The 15,974-nt window shown below is 47.1% G+C and carries 13 protein-coding genes; 9 read left to right on the top strand and 4 right to left on the bottom strand.

The features are described from left to right. Window positions 1-2: 2 nt before the first annotated feature. The 4 genes from TES1_RS08370 (at window position 3) to TES1_RS10750 (ending at window position 3,504) form a co-directional block, all read left to right on the top strand. Window positions 3-881, top strand: coding sequence for a carbohydrate ABC transporter permease (locus TES1_RS08370; protein WP_042681871.1), 879 nt, complete (start codon window positions 3-5; stop codon window positions 879-881). Next, the gene (locus TES1_RS08365) at window positions 878-1,708 is read left to right on the top strand and encodes a carbohydrate ABC transporter permease (protein WP_042681869.1); all 831 of its coding nucleotides are present in this window, start codon (window positions 878-880) and stop codon (window positions 1,706-1,708) included. The genes TES1_RS08370 and TES1_RS08365 overlap by 4 nt, the downstream gene beginning before the upstream one ends. Before the next feature lie 223 nt (window positions 1,709-1,931). Then, a complete protein-coding gene (locus TES1_RS08360) occupies window positions 1,932-2,141 on the top strand; it encodes a hypothetical protein (RefSeq protein ID WP_042681868.1) in 210 nt (69 codons plus the stop codon). Between the two features lie 439 nt (window positions 2,142-2,580). Beyond that, complete coding sequence (locus TES1_RS10750) at window positions 2,581-3,504, top strand: tyrosine-type recombinase/integrase (protein ID WP_051408204.1); 924 nt, start codon at window positions 2,581-2,583, stop codon at window positions 3,502-3,504. Window positions 3,505-3,509: 5 nt separating this feature from the next. On the opposite strand, the gene TES1_RS08350 is transcribed toward TES1_RS10750, so the two are convergent. The 3 genes from TES1_RS08350 to TES1_RS08340 all read right to left on the bottom strand — a co-directional run bounded on the left by TES1_RS08350 (window position 3,510) and on the right by TES1_RS08340 (window position 6,467). Continuing rightward, on the bottom strand, window positions 3,510-4,592 hold the full coding sequence (locus tag TES1_RS08350; RefSeq protein WP_042681865.1) for an AAA family ATPase: 1,083 nt from the start codon (window positions 4,590-4,592) through the stop codon (window positions 3,510-3,512). A 133-nt stretch (window positions 4,593-4,725) separates the two neighbouring features. Then, window positions 4,726-5,889, bottom strand: a complete 1,164-nt coding sequence (locus TES1_RS08345; RefSeq protein ID WP_042681863.1) for a tyrosine-type recombinase/integrase — start codon at window positions 5,887-5,889, stop codon at window positions 4,726-4,728. Between the two features lie 161 nt (window positions 5,890-6,050). Next, complete coding sequence (locus tag TES1_RS08340) at window positions 6,051-6,467, bottom strand: hypothetical protein (RefSeq protein ID WP_042681861.1); 417 nt, start codon at window positions 6,465-6,467, stop codon at window positions 6,051-6,053. Window positions 6,468-6,629: 162 nt separating this feature from the next. Between TES1_RS08340 and TES1_RS08335 the strand changes: the two genes are divergently transcribed. After that, entirely contained in the window at window positions 6,630-7,178 is a 549-nt protein-coding gene (locus TES1_RS08335) for a site-specific integrase (protein ID WP_042681860.1), read from the top strand. A gap of 163 nt (window positions 7,179-7,341) precedes the next feature. Here the strand turns inward: TES1_RS08335 and TES1_RS08330 are convergent, their stop codons facing one another. Then, window positions 7,342-7,803, bottom strand: coding sequence for a hypothetical protein (locus TES1_RS08330; RefSeq protein WP_042681858.1), 462 nt, complete (start codon window positions 7,801-7,803; stop codon window positions 7,342-7,344). Window positions 7,804-8,339: 536 nt separating this feature from the next. On the opposite strand from TES1_RS08330, the gene TES1_RS08325 reads away from it, so the two are divergent. The 4 genes from TES1_RS08325 (at window position 8,340) to TES1_RS08310 (ending at window position 15,929) form a co-directional block, all read left to right on the top strand. Further along, window positions 8,340-11,675, top strand: a complete 3,336-nt coding sequence (locus TES1_RS08325; protein ID WP_158505961.1) for a bifunctional DNA primase/polymerase — start codon at window positions 8,340-8,342, stop codon at window positions 11,673-11,675. A 401-nt stretch (window positions 11,676-12,076) separates the two neighbouring features. Further along, window positions 12,077-12,475, top strand: a complete 399-nt coding sequence (locus TES1_RS08320; protein WP_042681854.1) for a hypothetical protein — start codon at window positions 12,077-12,079, stop codon at window positions 12,473-12,475. A gap of 258 nt (window positions 12,476-12,733) precedes the next feature. After that, window positions 12,734-14,593 (top strand): HsdM family class I SAM-dependent methyltransferase, encoded by a 1,860-nt coding sequence (locus tag TES1_RS08315; RefSeq protein ID WP_227738482.1) that lies wholly within the window; start codon window positions 12,734-12,736, stop codon window positions 14,591-14,593. Further along, window positions 14,586-15,929 (top strand): restriction endonuclease subunit S, encoded by a 1,344-nt coding sequence (locus tag TES1_RS08310; protein WP_042681853.1) that lies wholly within the window; start codon window positions 14,586-14,588, stop codon window positions 15,927-15,929. Before TES1_RS08315 ends, TES1_RS08310 begins: the two co-directional genes overlap by 8 nt. The last annotated feature ends 45 nt before the right edge of the window (window positions 15,930-15,974 follow it).

Here is a 15,974-nt window from a genome sequence, read left to right as displayed (position 1 = left end):
TAATGCGAAAATCCCCCGATCTTCCTTATATTCTTTTATTTTTGGGGCCCGCAGTAATTCTTGTGGGAGTTTTTGTGTATGTTGCTGTTTTGTGGAATATATACATCTCTCTCACAGATTGGAGAGGCCTACTTCCCTCTTATCGTTTCGTTGGTCTCCTTCAATACAAACAGCTCTTTCATGATCCTGTTTTCTGGACTTCTCTGAAAAATAACATCCTACTGTTACTTCTCTTTGTGCCGGGTTCAATTTTAATGGGTCTTATCCTTGCGATCATGCTTGACAGAAAGATTAAATTTGAGGGAGGATTTAGGACAATTTATGCCCTTCCTTTTGCTCTGTCATTTGTAGTTACTGCAACTCTATGGGCATGGATGTATGATCCATCTAGCGGTGTACTGAATACTCTTTTTGGAAAGTTACACTTGGAATTTTTGAAAAGTAGATGGATAACTGACCCGAATATTGCTATGTACTGCATAATAATAGCTTTAATCTGGCAGTTTTCGGGTTATACAATGATAATTTATTTGGCGGGAATAAGATCTATTCCGATAGATCACTATGAGGCCGCTGTAATAGATGGTGCAAGTACGTGGCAGGTTTACAGATATGTTGTGATTCCTCAGCTAGTTAAACCAACGCTTAGTGCTTTCGTAGTCCTCATGGTGTTTTCCTTGAAAGCGTTCGACTTTATCTGGGTGCTCACTCGTGGAGGGCCTGGAACCTCGACATTTATCTTGGCTATTCAGATGTATAAAGAGACCTTTGCAAAGACGAACTTTGCATATGGAGCTGCAATAGCAACAATTCTCCTTTTAATGGCGCTTGCTGTTGTGTTGCCCTATTTGTACTGGAGTTACAGGGGTGAAAAAGAATGAAGGTAAAACTAACACCAGTGAGGGTTCTTATGTACATGATCTTAATCCTCCTTGCTTTTGGGTATCTTCTTCCAATTTGGAGTGCTATAACAACCTCAACAAAAACAGGGGAACAAGTCGCTTTAACCACTCCAATACAGCTTGTTCTTCCTCCATATTTTGGAGCATATAAAATTGCCTTTGAAAATCTCAAGAGACCTATTATAAACAGTTTAATCTTTACTACCCTTGCAACTATTTTTTCAACTGTGCTTGGGTCTTTAGCTGGCTTTACATTGGCAAAACTCATAAGAGGTAGTGTTTCAAGAAAATTGTTAATTTTAATAACATTCGGTGTATTCTTACCATATCAGTCAATCCTGATACCCTTAGTAAGGCTAATTTCGAGCCTTGGCCTCTACAATACTATTCCAGGACTTGTTCTAACTCATACCGCATATGGAATCCCAATAACCACTTTGCTCTTCACAAACTATTACTATGAGATCCCAGATGAGCTCGTTGAGGCTGCAAAAGTTGATGGAGCAAGTGCTGCTGGAATCTATACAAAGATTATTCTACCTCTCTCAATGCCAGCATTTGTCGTTACTGCTATCTATCAATTCACAAGCATTTGGAATGACTATCTCTTCGGAGTTGTGCTTACAAGAGGAGAAGAAGCAATGCCAGCGACTGTTATGCTTGCAAACCTTAAGGGAAGCTTTGTTGCAAACTGGAACGTTCAAATGGCTGGAGCTCTAATGGTTGCTCTCCCCACGCTGATCATTATGATAGCTTTAGGTAAATATCTCATAAGAGGATACACGAGCGGTGCAATCAAGGGATGAGCCTCTTTAAATTCTAATTTTTGGGTCTTTTATGTTCTGTTTATCGTCTTTATGACCATTTAGTCAGAAACTTGGTAAAATCTTCGACAAATAAAACAAAATCTGCTTGCTATGAATGTAGGATTCAGAGGTAATTCGCTTGTGTTATAATAACATATAAATACAACTTTTGCCAACTTTATCTTGTCTTTTCTTTAAATCAGACTTATGGGGAGGTGAGACTATGAGTGGGGAAGCTTCTGAGTTGAGAGCGTTGTTGAAAATGATTAGGGACTTTGGTGGTAGTGCTTCTTGGCCAGTCCTTGTGAATAATTGCAACAAGTATGGGATTCCTCTCCTTGATTTGAAACCCTTGCTGGAGATTGCCAAAGAGAGAGGGCTCATAAAAGAAGAGGCTGGGATTTATACGTTGGTTAGGGCTGTGAAGCATTGAGACTATTAGTCTGGGGAGTTAATTCACAAATAAGGAGTTTATGAGCTTTGGTCCAGATTGCCTGATAGATTAGTCATTTTAAGAGTGTGTCTGCCAGTTCTGCCTGTTATGTGTGGTTTTCACAAAAATATCCAGCTTTCTAATCTTGAGTCCTTCTTCTTTTTAATGCCCAAAAGGTATTATACTTGGAGGGACTCGCTGAAGAGCAGCGAATTGAGAGGAAATCCAGCACAAAAACACTCCTTTTGAGATGTGCATCTCAAAAAATCAGTATTTTAAAAGCAGTTAGAAACTTTCCGCCAGCGCTTGCGGAAGCAAGGGCTGTTATGGGGCCGGGGCCGGGATTTGAACCCGGGTAGGGGATCCACAGCCTGAAAGGGCTTTATTCGCCAAAAGAAGGACGGAGACAGCAGAAAATTTTGAAGGACAAAACGTCGCCATGCCAGCATTTGTACATGAACGAGCGGACGACAACCAGTACATAATAACAAAAAGACACCTCGACATTCTTTTACTCGAACTAAAGGCCAACAACGTTGCTGAACACCATCTAAAGTTCGTGAACCGTGTGGTTCATAAATTCCTGGACAAAACAACCCAACATGGCGATTACTGGTCGTTCACGGTCGAAGACTTGATTTCACACCTCCAGAACCTTCAGAAACAGTATTCCCCCTCCATGTATCGCAAGCACATCACATATCTCAAAAAGCTCTTCAGAATCGCCGGCATTCCGCTTGAACACAACCTCAAAAGCCCGAGATATGTTGGAGTGGACATGACAGTCATCACCGTTCAGGACGTCCAAACCCTCCTAAAGGTAATACACAGGGTTCAGTTTGCGAAAAGGGAAGAAGTCTCCGGAAGAATTGCCAACAAAATCATGCTGGGCCTCTTAATAATGGCGACGAGCGGTCTTAGAGTGTATGAGCTCACAAAATTACCCCTTTTGTATATTGACATTGACCGAGGACTCATCAAAGTGCCACCAAACGTCGCCAAAACGGGCCAGGCGCGGGTAACGTTCATAACAAAGGAAGTTCAGAGCCTGCTGAAGCAGTATGTCGAGAGATACAGCCCAAACCCCGATAAGCCAGTCATCTCTTACTTCAGCCTCGAAAAACCATTCATTCGAAAGGAAGAGCTGGCCAACCAGCCGATCCGGCCCAAGCACATGAGGAAATTCTTCTCGCAGGAATGGGACAGGCGGAACGGCAATGCAACGGTTAAGAAGCTTCTCATGGGGCACTCAATCAGGGGCGATATAAACGCGCTCCATTACTCCCACCACACAACGGAGAGCCTTCAGAGCGTTTACGATAAAGTCTTCAAAAAATTGAAATTCGGGGCAAAGCTCGTATGAGTGCCTTAGATGGATTTCTCAATTTCTTCCAATCTCGTTTCGAGAATCGCCTGCCGTAAGGGACGCTCTGGAATCTGGTAAACGCCCCGCTTGGGTTTTACTAAGAAACCCCCATCAACGAGGTTCTTGAGGACCTCCTTTGCCCGTCTTTCGGAGATTCCCACAACGGACGTTATTTCAGTAAGGACTTCCTCGGTCGTCACGCCATACGAGGGCCCCTTGGCGATCCTTTTCAGGGCGATTATATACGCGGGAGACCTGTATATCCTGATGAAGTCTCTCAAATCCTTCTTCCAAAGCCTGACAGCGTGATGAATCGTCCTCGCCAACGCTTCCCTGTGGGAATCCACCTTAACCCTCAGCTTACCGTAATACGCCAGAAAACCTGGAACATTTGAAAGCTCCCGGGCGGCCTCATAAAGCTCCTCCTCTGGGGCATCTGGAAGACCCTTCCTCAAGTACTCAACACTTTCCTCAACCGTCCACCTAGAGATGTGAATTTTCTCAACGTATCTCGCGAAGAATGGCTTATCTCCTGAGGGGTTTATTATCCTCTCCAGAAGGCCAGGCATCGAGCCAGAGAGGACAACCGTTACATTCTCAAAGCCGTCTGAAATCGTCTGAAGCATGCCGAGCATGTTCAGTGGAGCGAACCTCGGAAGGACCTGGGCTTCATCAAATACCACCACCGTCTTTTTTCCCGACCTGTTCAGGTGCCTGAGGAGGTTCAGAAACGCATTCTGGAACTCGGCGATTCCCTTTGGCTTAACATCCATCTTCACGACTCCGAGGCTCAGTGTGGCGGAGTATTCTAGCTCTTCTGGTATGTTCGTCGAAACGGGGACGAGTTCGGTGTAACTTATTGCCTCACGCCCCATTCCAAAGGCCAGGTCATAATAAAGGTAATTGTATTTCGAGCGGTGCTTGTTGAGAAAGACGTTGATGACGCTGGTTTTGCCGACCCTCCTCGAACCCAAAATCGCCACAAAGTCGCCTTCATCAACAGCATTTTTGAGTTCCCTAACCGCCCTCCTGTGTGCTTCTCCATGGAGGTTTTTCTCATCCCTTATCGGGCGCGTGCTGAACAAAGTGAACACCCCATCACTAGTGACGGGCCGTCACTTTTAAAGGTTTCCATGCAGAAGTCTTTGACACCCTGAGACATGAAAAGCGAACTAAGCCCAACTTTGGAACCAAGAAAAAAGAAAGACACAGGAAATCTCACCTTCTTCTCCTGCGCTTTCTTTTGCCCTTTTTGGGGAGATACCGTGAAACCATCGCCCGCTGTTTCTTCGTCAGGAATTGGACGTTGCCGAAGACCCTGTTGTATTCCTCAAAGAGCTTCTTGTGGTGCAATCCCCTTGCATAATGGAGCTCGTGAACCGTGCTCGGCGAGTGCCCGACGAGTTTTTTGAGTATGAGCTCGTTTCCGCCCTTTTCATACCAATATTGGATGAAGAACTTCCTGAACATGCCCGCCGTGAGCGTCCCCGGGCTGTAAATGAGCTTCACCCTCAGGCTCTTGTGCTTTTTGATGAGTGCATCGAAGAACGTCGGGTTCTCGGATTTTCTTGTCGGCACGGCGAAGAGGTATCCATCGTTCGCTTCGACAGCGTATTTGAATTTGGTTGTGTACATTTTGAGGCAGGCCCTTGCCTCCGGATGCAACGGGAGAATCTCGAAGCCTTCCACTTCCTTCAACTGTCTGCCGACTTTAGTCGCTGAGTGGGGAAGTCTGATTATGTTGTGCTCAAAGTCGAACCAGCTAATGTGCGCCCTCGCGATTTCTTCTTTCCTTCTGCCCGTCGTTGCCAGCAACAGCAGGAACGCGAGCGTCTTGCAGTACTGCTCCTCCTTTATTTCATAATCCTCAAAGAGGTCTTCGAGGGCCCGAAAGAGGTTGTCAATGTCTTCCTTGGTGACCGTTTTGGTGTTCATTGCAACGTGCATCTTCCACTTTCTCCTGAGCTCTGTTTCCACGGCTTTGAGCCTGTTTATTATCTCAGGGTCGTTGATACCAACTGCCGTCAAGAACCTTCTCACAGTCGCGATTCTGTCCTTTTTCACCTTGTATCCGAGATTCTGGCCGTCCTTGCCCTTGAGGGAGTCCAGGTATTCCAGGTACTCTTCGATGGTCACAGCACTTACAACGTAAATCTGCTCCGATGACTGGCCGAGCACGGGCAGGACTGAGAGAAACTCTTTGAGGAACTGGATTTGCTTTTTCTTGTGCTTCTCACTGATGTCTTTGAGCTCCAGCTCGTTGAGGTACCTCTCGATTTCGCTGGCTGGTATTCCGTATCTTTCCCCGCGTGTCCTCTGGACGATTTGGATTCCGGCTGGAAGCTGGGCCTCGTATACACTTTTCACCATCGCCTCTGCCATACAAATCCACCCAAAATCTGAAGTTGGGAGTGGGCAATTAAATATAACTCCCCCGATTGAATGAAGAAGATGTCATATGGAAATGGACAGCGAGAAGTTGAGGGTAAACCGACGAATGAAAAGGTACATGAACTTCAGGGGGCCTGCTCTTCACTAAAAAATTAAAATTTGGTAAGGAGCTTAAACTCCAGGCCCTTCGTGGCGTAATTGAGCATCTTCAAGAAGACCTTCTCCCGGTTGCCATCGCTTAGGTGCAGGGTTAGCTGGATGATGTTCCTAGCTTCGGGAGCTTTTATCAGGATGTTTCGTCGTCGATTGTGACCATCCTTGGTACCCTGGACCTTCCATATTCTTGCCTCAATGCGGGTATCAACCCTGAATGTATCGACATATATGAAGAAGGTATCGAACTCTTTATCCTGAATGGCACTGGCTAAAGCGGTTACGGATTCTGGGGGCAGGTGCAGGGTGGTTACCCCTCCGAAGTATTTTGGCAGGTCAGTTGCCTTCAGCACTGCAGTGGGTTCAGGTTCGAGTTCGATGGTTAGGGAGCCGATTTTCCGAACCTGCCTCATCATGTCTAACACCTCGGCTCCGAGCGGGGGGTGGGGAGTTAAAACTAACGGATCACTTCTGTGTTTAACTTACGACCCTAAGCTCAACAAATTGCCACCAAAAAGTAAAACTTATAAGCAAAATTTGCATTTAAGTTAAACAAAAAACACAATTAGGTGGCCATCATGGGCTGGGACCAAGGCCTGGATTACGAAGAGACTTATCGGCTTCTGCTCAAAGATCTCAGAGAGGCAAGAAAGAAGGAAGGTGTAAAGGCACTCAAGAGAAGAATGTACTTAGTGATACTTTTGACACAGCTTAGAAACGGTTCACGAATTGGAGAGGCAATTGAATTCATCTCCAAGGTCTCAAGAGAATACTCACGGGAAGCATTCATTACAGTTGAGAAACGGCGAGACGGATATCAACGATTGATGATCTTGCCCAGAGAGGTCAAAAAAGCGGATTTATTGGCCCTCGAGGGGCTCCTTGAACGGGAACTTCAGAAGCATGGTAAGAAAGGAGTCGTCATCAAAATATCAACGTGGGTGAAGAAAACATACGGCTTCAACACCCACAGCCTAAGATACGCGTTCGTGGGTTACTTAGCAGAAAAAAAGTATCCACCCCAACTCATTGCCAAAATAACTGGCCACAAAAGGCTAGATTATATCCTGCATTACACGCAGGAGAAGGCCGCCCACGAACTGCTCCTGAGATTAGATTCGATCTAAGTCCTCCGGACAATTCCAAAGAATACTTACACAAGTGTTAATTCAGTGTAAGGCATTTGCCTTACACCAGTAAAGGATTTTTTACTTAACACAATTTGACAAATTGGGCCAGAGCAATCCCGCTTATTGGGTTCGAAAATGAAACAAAATGCACAAGGGGATTTCAACCATCTCGAACGGGCGTGAGACTCCTCTCGCCGTAATCTTTGAGGAGTATTCCAGCCGCGTGGATGAGCGCGTCGATGAACCACTCGCTCGGCTCGACCTCGAAGTATGCCATAATGGGCTTCCCGTTAAGTGCTCCCTTTAGGAGAACCCTGTCCTTGGAGAGTTTAATGAGAATCAAATCTGCAATTGCACCCGTTTTATGATTCCGTATAACCATTCCTCGGGAAATTAACATAAAACCGTTAATCCAAAATGCCTTAACGTCTTCTCCGTTGTGAACTTTAAATATTTTGACTTTTTTGATATTGATGCTGACGTCGAGATCGGGCGAGAAGTATCCATCGGCGATTGGGTCAATACCAATGTCCCCTGGCTGTGCTTCTTCGAGTTTCAAGTCCGGGTTATCTTTGATTAGTTTGACCACAATCTCGGAGGGAGTTAAGTTCTCCTCGTCCATCGGCACCACCTTCACGACCCCGAAGAAGACTGTGGGAGGCTGAAGTTTAAAAGAACTGCGTCAGGCTCCTGCCTTACACTGATTGTTCTTTTGGCTTACCTTCTTTCTGCTGGTTTCAGGAAAATTAGCATTCCCAGTTTTCCGTGATTCCCATGAGACGAGCAGATTGCGACATCATGTTTTCCAATTAATGTCATGTTCTAATAAATGTTCCATAACGTGTTATTAAGTTATTAAGGTTCATGAACTGTGGCTTGGAATTTATGGAGATTGTGGAAAGAAATCAAGGGAGCACATGACAACCTTCATGAGGGGAATTAAAGAGGGTGGGGAATACATTCCGTGTTTTCCATAAAATCCAAAGGCTTCCCAAACACCTTTATTCCCTGCGAAAGGCGGGAGAACCATCGATGTACACACTTGGTGCTTTCCATAATTCCCCCAAGAACTTCCAGAACATTCACCATGGTCCTCACAATCTGCTCAAAGGCGTTATGTTTAATTCCCCCTTCTCATCCAATCGCTGGGTGAAAGGAATGATGGAGGAGTTCATCACAGAGCTCAAGGAGTACACCGAGCATTATCTCAAGATGGGTTTAACCCCCATAAAGGTCAAATTCAGAGACAAGGCCCCTGCTGGGCCCTGGGAAAGTGCCACAATAACCCGCAAGAATTTCTCCGAACAGCTTGAAGACGGCCCTTGGAACATCGGTATCCTTTGCGGTAAGAAAAGCGGAGGATTAATCGTATTCGATTATGAAAGCCAAGAGGCCATTTCAGAGCATTATGTTGTTCTCGAAGAATACGGGCTCACAGAGCTCTTTGAGACTTGGATCGTTGAAACCGGAAAAGGTGTCCATGTTTACTTTTTAGTTGACTGGAAAGACCCAAATGCCTCGGTGATGATGAAGACCATAAGCCTCGGGAAATTCTTCTCGTCGCTTGAGATACGGGGAGAGGGGGCCCTCGTCGTTGCTCCTCCCAGCGTACATCCCAGCGGGACTCGATATAAATTTATTCTGGGGCCGTACCTCCCCATTAGAACCATAACTTCAAGAGAATACGCCATTCTTCTTTACACGTATGCAAAAACTGGAGATATAACATCCATAAAGTTCGAGGAGCTTCATGGTATTCTCTCTGAGCTTTATCCGTCATATCAGGAAATTGAACTTCAGCCTCCACGAAAGCCCTCGGAAATCCCCCAGATATCTGAAAGATTTTACGCGAAGCTTCCCGTTACAGAGGATGTCAACTCAGCGACAATCGCCGAACTTGTTCGGCAATATCTCAAATACTTACCTCGTCAGGATTTCACATTAACTCTCGCATCAGCACTTGCCCGGCTGGGACTCCACCCACTCAAATCTGCCGAGATCCTTGCCAACCTCCTTGACGATCCCGAATTTACCAGAAAGAGAAGCCCCAGCGACGGCCAGCCATCACAGGAGGCGAAGAAAAGGGTTCAGGCATGGGTATACGCGTACAATAACGCTTGGATAACACTTCGTGGAAAATCCCTTGAAGAGGACTTCCCTGAAATTAAAAACGAGTTCATAACCCTTCTGAAAGAGCGCTCTGAATTATTTACCGACTCGATTCGGCAGGACTGGTGGTATGCACCGAATTCGGGCTCCCGAGAACGTTTAAGGGGAATACCTGCTCTCACAGAGATGATTGCAGACGCAATACAGCGCAGGTATGAGCAGGAGGGAAAGTCAGTAAGTCCCGAAATGGCCAAGGAGGAGGCATCAAGGATTGTTCGCCGTATTATATCTGCTGTGAAGCCTGCCAGGAGAAAAGTCGAACAGTTTGCCCGCAATACGCGAGTATATGTGATGGGGGTTTTGAATGAACGACATATCTCCCCCCGGAGCGATCTCTTTGGCTTCCTAGCTCACAAATTAGAACTGATTGATCCCGATCTTCCAGTTCCCCCAAGAGCTCTGAAGAACCTTTATTTCAAAATTAGGGTTCAGAGGGTAATATTCCAAGACAAGAAGGGCATTGTGTGGAAAGGGAAGAAGAAGCTGTATTATTTTAAATATGAAGAACGCCCGTGGGAAATTTTTGACTCAGAGCTCATAACTGAAACTCCTCTGACGTCCAAACCCATCGAACTCATCAAGGCAATATTTTACCGGGGCATGACTTTTATCAAGCTTTATGTGGGAGGAGCTGTAATTGAGGGCTCTGTCGAGAAAGTTGTCGAGGATCTCGCGAGGAATGGAATAACAACGAGCCACGAAAAGGAACTTCTAAAGAAGTACTTCACATGGCTGAGCCAGATACACAATGGGCACGCTTATTTTGCTCCGGGAATTTATGAGGCGAATCATGGGAATTTTGTCGCTGCACTTCCAAACACAACCGATGTTCTCCTGCCAAACTCTCCACTTGCAGCAGAAGTAACGGATAAGCTAAAAGAATGGAGCCTGAAAATTACAGAGGAAGAGTACGAAGAGTTCCTTGAAGGAATAATTAAGTATCGGGAATTCCTGCCGCCTCACGTTTACTATGCCTCAATGGCCTATATGGGCATTGCTGGGTTCCTCTCCGCGATAATCGACCTCACGGGCATAAAGCCAGCACTGCTCTTCCTTGGAAGAACGGCAGGAACCGGCAAGAGCCACATCGCCCAGTTCATCGCAGTAAACGCTTACGGCTCATACGTCTGGGAGTCCTCAGCATACCGTTCGGATTTCAGATTCGACGAGCTTTTCAGCGCCTCAACCTTCCCCGTGCTTCTCGATGACATTCACGAATATAACTCAAAGAAACTCGCGGACCTTAAGGCAATCCTCACCTCAAACGCGAAGAGCTTCAGAGGTCGTGGAATCGCAAGCGTTAAGCTTTACGAACTTACTGCTGTGCCCGTGTTCACGGCAAACAAGCTCGTCCCAGAATTCGAAAACGACACCGCACTAATGGACAGGCTGATAATACTTGAGCTCAACACTCCCCTCGATAACAAGAAGAAGCAGAGATACCGCCAAGAACTCGACGGGCCTGTCGGAATTACACGAGGCATTGTTTATGCTCCGTACTTCGTTAAACAACTCGTTGATGTCGCCAACGATCTGGGTGGAAAGCACTTCATCAAGGGAAGGTTTAGAAGGTGGTACGATTATGCAGTCCAAAACAACATAATCGAGGGCCGTGATCCAGAGAAGTTTGCGACTCTCATGGTCGGTGCGGAGCTCCTCGCCGCACTCCTTCACAGGCACGGCCTTGAGTTCGATATTGGGGAAGCGGCGCGGCATATCTCTAAAGTGTTCCACGAAAGAGAAACTCGCATTCCGCCGGAGCTTGAAGACCTCATTCAGGCCGTTTCCATCGAGAAGAAAGGCATAATCCTTGAGAGGGGCCTTTTAATATCGACCAAAACTCTCGCAGAACTCAGAAAAGATTATCCAGGATGGAAAATCCCACGCAAGCCAAGAATCGTTGCAAAGTACCTTGAGGGTATGGGATACAAGCTGGAAGAAATCCTGCCCCAGAAAGGAGTGTATGTTCCCGAGCTCAAGAAGCAGGTTTACGGGGTAATACTCCCCTGGGAGATCATTAACGAGGTAATCAACGGGCACATTACAGAAGATGGCGAGATCGGCCTTAAACTGGCAGATGAGGTCGTTAACGTGCTCTCCATGGAGCCAAATCTGACCTTTGACGAGCTCATTGAACGAATCAATGCCCCAGAAGAAGAGCTTTCAAAGACTGTCAGATGGCTCATTGATAATGGAATCGTGCTCCCAAAAGAGGGCAGGTACAAGCTCAATGAAAAGAAGGCCAAAGAGGCTGGGTTTAACATTGTGGAAACATTTATCAGTAAGAGAGCCCCGGGAACAGCGAATCAAGCCGCCCCAGGATGATATCTCAAACCAACACCTTTTTCTTTCTTCTGCTAACGTCAAACGCCCACACAATCCGAACCCTTAAGTGCCCTAAGGCTTTGCAAAAATCTTGTATTTTTGTTTCGAATTTTACTATGTATGGAAACACCACATACACCCAACACCCCTCCCCAGTAACCACCACCGAGGCCTTAAGCCCTTTGCAAAAATCCTACATTTTTGTTGACGGGATTGCTATGTATGGGGGACACACATACAACACCAAATCAACACCACATAAAACCCTTTTCCCGCCCTGTGAACTTTTCGTTTTTCCTTCTCCGCAAAATAACACCAAGGGGTGTGGATATGGAGTTTGGGGTGTTTAAAAACGAGTTAATCGCCGAGCCTGTGGAAGTGGCCATCGTGGGGGTGAGAAAATGAAACCACGGACAAAGTTCCGTGACGTCATGCCAGTGATTGTGTCCCTCACTCCTCACGGGCTGTGGGCCTTCGACCTCAGGACCGAAGAAGACCGCTATATCGTCAACTTCCCCGAAGACCTTGACCGCGTTGCTCTCTCCCTCTCAGCGACATACCTTCCATACAAGTCGCCTCACATCATACGCAGATACCTCATCCACCTTTTGGATTATCTTGAGACCCGCGACGCGTACATTGTGGACGGTGACCTCGTCAGAATCGAGGACGTCAAGCCTTGGGGCACCAAGACCATGCCTGAGCTCGCAGAAGAGCTGAGGAGAATATATGGAGAAGACATGGAGGAGCTTCTCATTGGTCTTTATCGGCTCCTCATGGATCTCAGAAAAAGTTCATAACTGATAGAATACACTATGAGGGGAAGATTGAGGTTTGAGAATTCTTCAGCCTCAGAGTGCATCGGCTGGTGCTAAATATGAGCTCCTCAGTGTCAAGTAATCGCCTGACACTGGAATCAATAATGATTGTTCGCAGCGTTTGGGGTTCTTCAAAGACCAGAGAATAATTAAGTTAAATGATTTTAACTTATCAATTAAGCTAAACTAAAACCAAAAAGCTTTTAAGCGATAACGACATTAATTACTTTGGTGACACCCATGCCGAGGTCAAAGGCAAAGACCAAGAACGGTGTTAAAAACGGTGCCGACGAGTGGGCGATTCTCGAAGAACTCCAGTCCTGGGTTCGCGAAAGATACCTTCTGATAAAAGACGCATTCAGGGACAAAGAATTCACCCAGGAAGACGTGGAAAAGCTCTTTGAGGAAAAGAGAAAGGAACTCATGGAGAAGGGCATCAAAGAACCAAAATTCACGACTAAAAACGTGGGTGAAGTTCTCTCAATCCTAAGAAAGGCCGGCCTGATAACGGCCAGGAAAGACGTGTACGACTTCAGAAGGACATATTACCGCCTGAAGTTCCCGGCTGAGAGCAAAATCACCCGCGACAGGCTCATCTCACTCCTCAAGGCCGCGGCCGACCAGATAAGGGGCGGCCTCGATTACAAAGCTTTGCTCGTGTTCCTGTTTTACAAGGCAATCAGCGACCGCTGGATGAAAATTGCCCAGGATCTCATGAAGGAAGGCAAACCCAAGGTTCAGGCTTACATCATCACAAACAAGAGGTATTACAAACTCTTCGACGAGGAGACTGGAAAACTTTACACCTGGCACGAGGTTGTGAAGAGCAGGGAAAGCATCAAGGAGATGGCAAATGCACTCATAAAGATCTCGGAGATGAACGAAGAGCTAAGCGACCTCAAGAAGCTCGTCGAGGTTCTCGGCCTTATCGGCTTCATCAAGGAGGACAACCTCCACAAGCTTGAGGAGATCGTCAAGATATTCAACCGCGTTGATTTTGCGGAGTTCGACAGCGACATACTGGGCGATGCATACGAGTGGATCCTCTCGTACTTCGCACCCCAGAAGGCCAAGGAGGGGGAGGTTTACACGCCGAGGGAAGTGATAAGGCTCCTCGTCGAGTTGCTCGACATTGAAGACGGGAGCGACGTCCTCGACCCGGCCAGCGGTTCCGGCGGAATGCTCATCGAGGCGTACAGGTACGTCAAGGAGAAACTCGAAAGGGAAGGCCTCGACGGTGAGCCCGCGATAATGCTCTACGGCCAGGAGCTCAACGAGACCACCGCGGCGCTGTCAAAGCTCAACCTCATCCTGCACGGCATTCAGGAGTTCAGGATATTCGAAGGCGCCGACAGCCTCGTAAACCCCCGGTGGGAGGAGGAGCTCAGGGAGAACGGGGTCGAGGACGGAAAGGTTGATTACGTCATTGCCAACCCGCCCTGGAACCAGGACGGCTACGATGAAGCCCGTCTAAGCGACAGGAGGATAAAGCACATTTACAGGTACGGGTACACGACCAAGCAGTCCGCGGACTGGGCGTGGGTCCAGCTGATGCTCTACTACGCCCGGAGAAAGGTCGGCATCGTCCTCGACAGCGGGGCCCTCTTCAGGGGCGGGGCCGAGAAGGCCATAAGGCAGGGAATCGTCGAGGACGACCTCATCGAGGCCGTTGTTCTCCTTCCAGAGAAGCTGTTTTACAACACCGGCGCGCCGGGAATCATAATGGTGCTCAACCCGAACAAGCCCGAGGAGCGGAAGGGCAAGATACTCTTCATCAACGCCTCGAAGGAGTTCAGGAAGCACCCCGAGGTCAGGAAGCTCAACCAGCTCGCTCCGGAGCATATCGAGAAAATCGTGAAGGCTTACAGGGAGTTCAAGGAGGTGGAAGGCTTTTCGAGGGTTGTGGCCCTTGATGAGATAAGAAAGAACGACTACAACCTCAACGTCAGCCTCTACGTCTTCCCAGAGGACGAGAGGGAGCACATCGACTTAGCCAAGGAGTTCAAGGATTTCAGGGAAATCGAGGAGAGGGAGAAGGAGTTAGTGGAGAAGGCCAAAACCTACATTGAGGGCATAATCAGGGTGATGGGCGATGAGTGAGGCCCTCCCAGCTTTCCAGTTTTACAGGGAGACGAGGCTCAAGGAGGTCGAGCTGAACGGCAGGAAGGTGAGGATTCCTGAGGAGTGGGAGGTTGTTGAGCTTGGAGAGATTGCAAAGTTTCAGAGGGGGTACTCATATCGGAGGGCAGATCTTTCAGAGACAAGAACCTCAAAGAGGTTCATCACGATAAATGACCTTGAGAAGGAGGGTGGAGTAAAGCGAACTGCGGAAAGGATATACCTTAAGGAGTCTGTTCAAGTTAAAGAGAGATTCATCCTTTCCCCTGGAGACATTTTAATCGCGAATACAGACATGACAAAGGGATTTATCATCGGAGCCCCACTGATTATAACTTCCGACCTTATTCCAGAGGATGGGATTGCAGTATTCTCAATGGATCTCACCAAATTAATCTTTGACAAGGAGAATATCAACAGTCATTTCCTCTTTTACTGGCTCTCTTGGGGCACAGTGAGGACAATAATGAAAGCATTCTCTCAAGGTCTTAATGTACAACATCTTAACCACGATCTGGTTAAAACTGTAAAAGTGGTTCTCCCACCCCTCGAAGAGCAGAAGAAAATCGCCGGGGTGCTCCGCTCGATTGACGAGGCGATTCAGGCAATCGAGGAGAGCATCGCCAAGCTGGAGAGGCTCAAGAAGGGGACGATGGAGACGCTTTTAACGAGGGGCATAAACCACACCCGCTTCAAGACCGTCGAGCTGAACGGGCGGAAGGTCGAGATCCCGGAGGAGTGGGAGGTTGTTGAACTTGGAGAAGTCGCCGAGAGAATAAAAAAGTCAATTGATCCACAGAAGCTCCCGAACGAGTTATTTGAACTTTACAGCATTCCAGCATTTCACGAAACAGGAAAACCTGAAATCGTGAAAGGAAGTTCTATAAAAAGCACAAAATTTGTTATAGATGTGGGAGTTGTTCTTTTCGGAAAGCTTAACCCAAGGATACCAAAAATATGGCTTGTTACTGGAGAGAGCGACTACAAAAAAATATCCTCAACAGAGTTTATACCTCTGAAACCAGTCAGAAATTTAAAGTCTGAATTCCTTTATTATGCACTTCAAGACAAATACTTCATCCAGATTTCCCAACAGGTTGTAACAGGAAGTACTCCCAGCAGACAAAGAATTAACCCAAATAAATTCATGAAACTCAAAATCCCCCTCCCCCCCATCGAAGAGCAGAAGAAAATCGCCGAAATCCTCAGAACCATCGACGGGGCCATCGAGGCAAAGAGGGAAAAGCGGGAGAAGCTCGAACGCATGAAGAGGGCCGTCATGGAGAAGCTCCTCACCGGCGAGGTGAGGGTGAGGTGAAGGTCGGGCGGGCAACCCCCACCTTCATTCCTTTAATGTTTCAGC

It is taken from the genome of Thermococcus paralvinellae (assembly GCF_000517445.1).
Classification (GTDB): domain Archaea; phylum Methanobacteriota_B; class Thermococci; order Thermococcales; family Thermococcaceae; genus Thermococcus_B; species Thermococcus_B paralvinellae.
The sequence above is the reverse complement of the archived record's forward strand: the minus strand, read 5'-3'. Positions and strand labels throughout refer to the sequence as shown.

Coding starts and splice junctions, on each gene's coding strand:
- TES1_RS08315 (WP_227738482.1), top strand. CDS start 12,734: ATGCCGAGGTCAAAGGCAAAGACCAAGAACGGTGTTAAAAACGGTGCC.
- TES1_RS08340 (WP_042681861.1), bottom strand. CDS start 6,467: ATGATGAGGCAGGTTCGGAAAATCGGCTCCCTAACCATCGAACTCGAA.
- TES1_RS08360 (WP_042681868.1), top strand. CDS start 1,932: ATGAGTGGGGAAGCTTCTGAGTTGAGAGCGTTGTTGAAAATGATTAGG.
- TES1_RS10750 (WP_051408204.1), top strand. CDS start 2,581: ATGCCAGCATTTGTACATGAACGAGCGGACGACAACCAGTACATAATA.
- TES1_RS08365 (WP_042681869.1), top strand. CDS start 878: ATGAAGGTAAAACTAACACCAGTGAGGGTTCTTATGTACATGATCTTA.
- TES1_RS08325 (WP_158505961.1), top strand. CDS start 8,340: ATGATGGAGGAGTTCATCACAGAGCTCAAGGAGTACACCGAGCATTAT.
- TES1_RS08320 (WP_042681854.1), top strand. CDS start 12,077: ATGAAACCACGGACAAAGTTCCGTGACGTCATGCCAGTGATTGTGTCC.
- TES1_RS08345 (WP_042681863.1), bottom strand. CDS start 5,889: ATGGCAGAGGCGATGGTGAAAAGTGTATACGAGGCCCAGCTTCCAGCC.
- TES1_RS08335 (WP_042681860.1), top strand. CDS start 6,630: ATGGGCTGGGACCAAGGCCTGGATTACGAAGAGACTTATCGGCTTCTG.
- TES1_RS08330 (WP_042681858.1), bottom strand. CDS start 7,803: ATGGACGAGGAGAACTTAACTCCCTCCGAGATTGTGGTCAAACTAATC.
- TES1_RS08370 (WP_042681871.1), top strand. CDS start 3: ATGCGAAAATCCCCCGATCTTCCTTATATTCTTTTATTTTTGGGGCCC.
- TES1_RS08310 (WP_042681853.1), top strand. CDS start 14,586: ATGAGTGAGGCCCTCCCAGCTTTCCAGTTTTACAGGGAGACGAGGCTC.